At 67.6% G+C, this 1365-nt stretch carries 2 protein-coding genes and 1 pseudogene; all 3 read left to right on the forward strand.

The window, feature by feature from the left end; translation table 11 throughout:
- Positions 1-2: 2 nt before the first annotated feature.
- Entirely contained in the window at positions 3-623 is a 621-nt protein-coding gene (locus VA603_RS11460; RefSeq protein WP_323438919.1) for a ParA family protein, read from the forward strand.
- A gap of 18 nt (positions 624-641) precedes the next feature.
- Positions 642-1118, forward strand: coding sequence for a SixA phosphatase family protein (locus VA603_RS11465; protein WP_132862348.1), 477 nt, complete (start codon positions 642-644; stop codon positions 1116-1118).
- A 4-nt stretch (positions 1119-1122) separates the two neighbouring features.
- A pseudogene (locus VA603_RS11470) lies at positions 1123-1365 on the forward strand (YceI family protein); the annotation flags it as partial.

Here is a 1365-nt window from a genome sequence, read left to right on the forward strand (position 1 = left end):
TCCTGGTAGCCGGCTCCAAGGGCGGTGTCGGCAAGACCACCATCGCCACCCACCTGGCCGCGCATTCGGCCCTGGCAGGCCATGCCACGGTGATTGCCGATGCCGATCCGCAAGGCTCCAGCAGCCGCTGGGCCGAGCGCCGGGCCATGCTGGACAGCGCCGTGCTGCCGGTCGACGTGCACCGCAAGAAGAACTGGGAAAAGCTGATCCCCGACGGCACCGAGCAGGTCATCATCGATGCCCCCGCCGGCGCCTACGGCGAGGACCTGGAGCGCTTCACCGACATCGCCGACGCGGTGGTGGTGCCGGTCCTGCCCTCGGCCCTGGACATCGAGGCCATCGTCGGCTTCCTCAACAGCCTGTCCAAGCTCAAGCGCGTGCATTCGCGCGCGCTGCCGGTGGGGCTGGTGCTCAACCGCACCAAACCGTGGACGCAGACATCGCAACAGGCCCGGCAGATGCTGGGCCAATGGCCGTATGAGGTGGTCGCGCAGCTGCGCGACAGCCAAAGCTACGTGGTGATGGTCGGGCTGGGCCGCAGCCTGTTCGACTATCACTCCGCCCAGGTACGCGAGCACCAGCAGGACTGGGAGCCGCTACTCAAATGGTTGAACAAGGTCTGACAGGAGTACTCCCCGGCCATGCGTGAACTGATCCTGCTGCGACATGCCCATGCCGAACCGGCCAACAACGGCCTGGCCGACATCGATCGTCCCCTTTCCCCGCACGGGCTGGCCGAGGCCGAGGCCGCCGGGCGCTGGCTGCTGGAGCAGAAGCTCACCCCGGACCGGGTGCTGTGTTCGCCGGCGCGACGGACCCGCGAGACGCTGGAGGCGGTGCTGGCACTGACCGGCTACGTCGAGCAGCGGCTGGAGGAGCGCATCTACGACGCCGTGCCCGGCACCCTGGCCGCGTTGCTGGATGAACACCGCGAGGTCGAACGCTTGCTGGTGGTGGGCCACAACCCGGGCCTGGAACAGCTGGTGGCGCTGATGCACAGCGGCCAGTCCGGGGATTACCGCGGCATGCCGCCGGCCTCGGTGGCGGTGCTGTCGCTGCCGATGGAGGCATCGATAGAACCGGGCATTGCCCGTCTGGCGGCGTTCTGGTGGCCGTAAGTCCATGGGTTTGTTCCGTGGCGGGCTGCTGCTGGGCTTGCTGATCGGGCCGGTTTCGTCCTTCGCGGCGGAACCGCCCCAGTTCGACCCGGCCCATTCACAGTTCGGCTTCGAGATCCGCACCCGCTTCGGCCAGAAGATCGAAGGGGTGTTCCGCCGTTTTGATGCACAGGCCACCGCGCTGCCCAACGGGCAGCACCAGGTGGTGCTGCGCATGTACACCCAATACGTCGAGATCCCGGACAAG

Origin of the sequence: Stenotrophomonas capsici (assembly GCF_034961085.1) — a bacterium.
Classification (GTDB): Bacteria; Pseudomonadota; Gammaproteobacteria; order Xanthomonadales; family Xanthomonadaceae; genus Stenotrophomonas; species Stenotrophomonas capsici.

Coding starts and splice junctions, on each gene's coding strand:
- VA603_RS11465 (WP_132862348.1), top strand. CDS start 642: ATGCGTGAACTGATCCTGCTGCGACATGCCCATGCCGAACCGGCCAAC.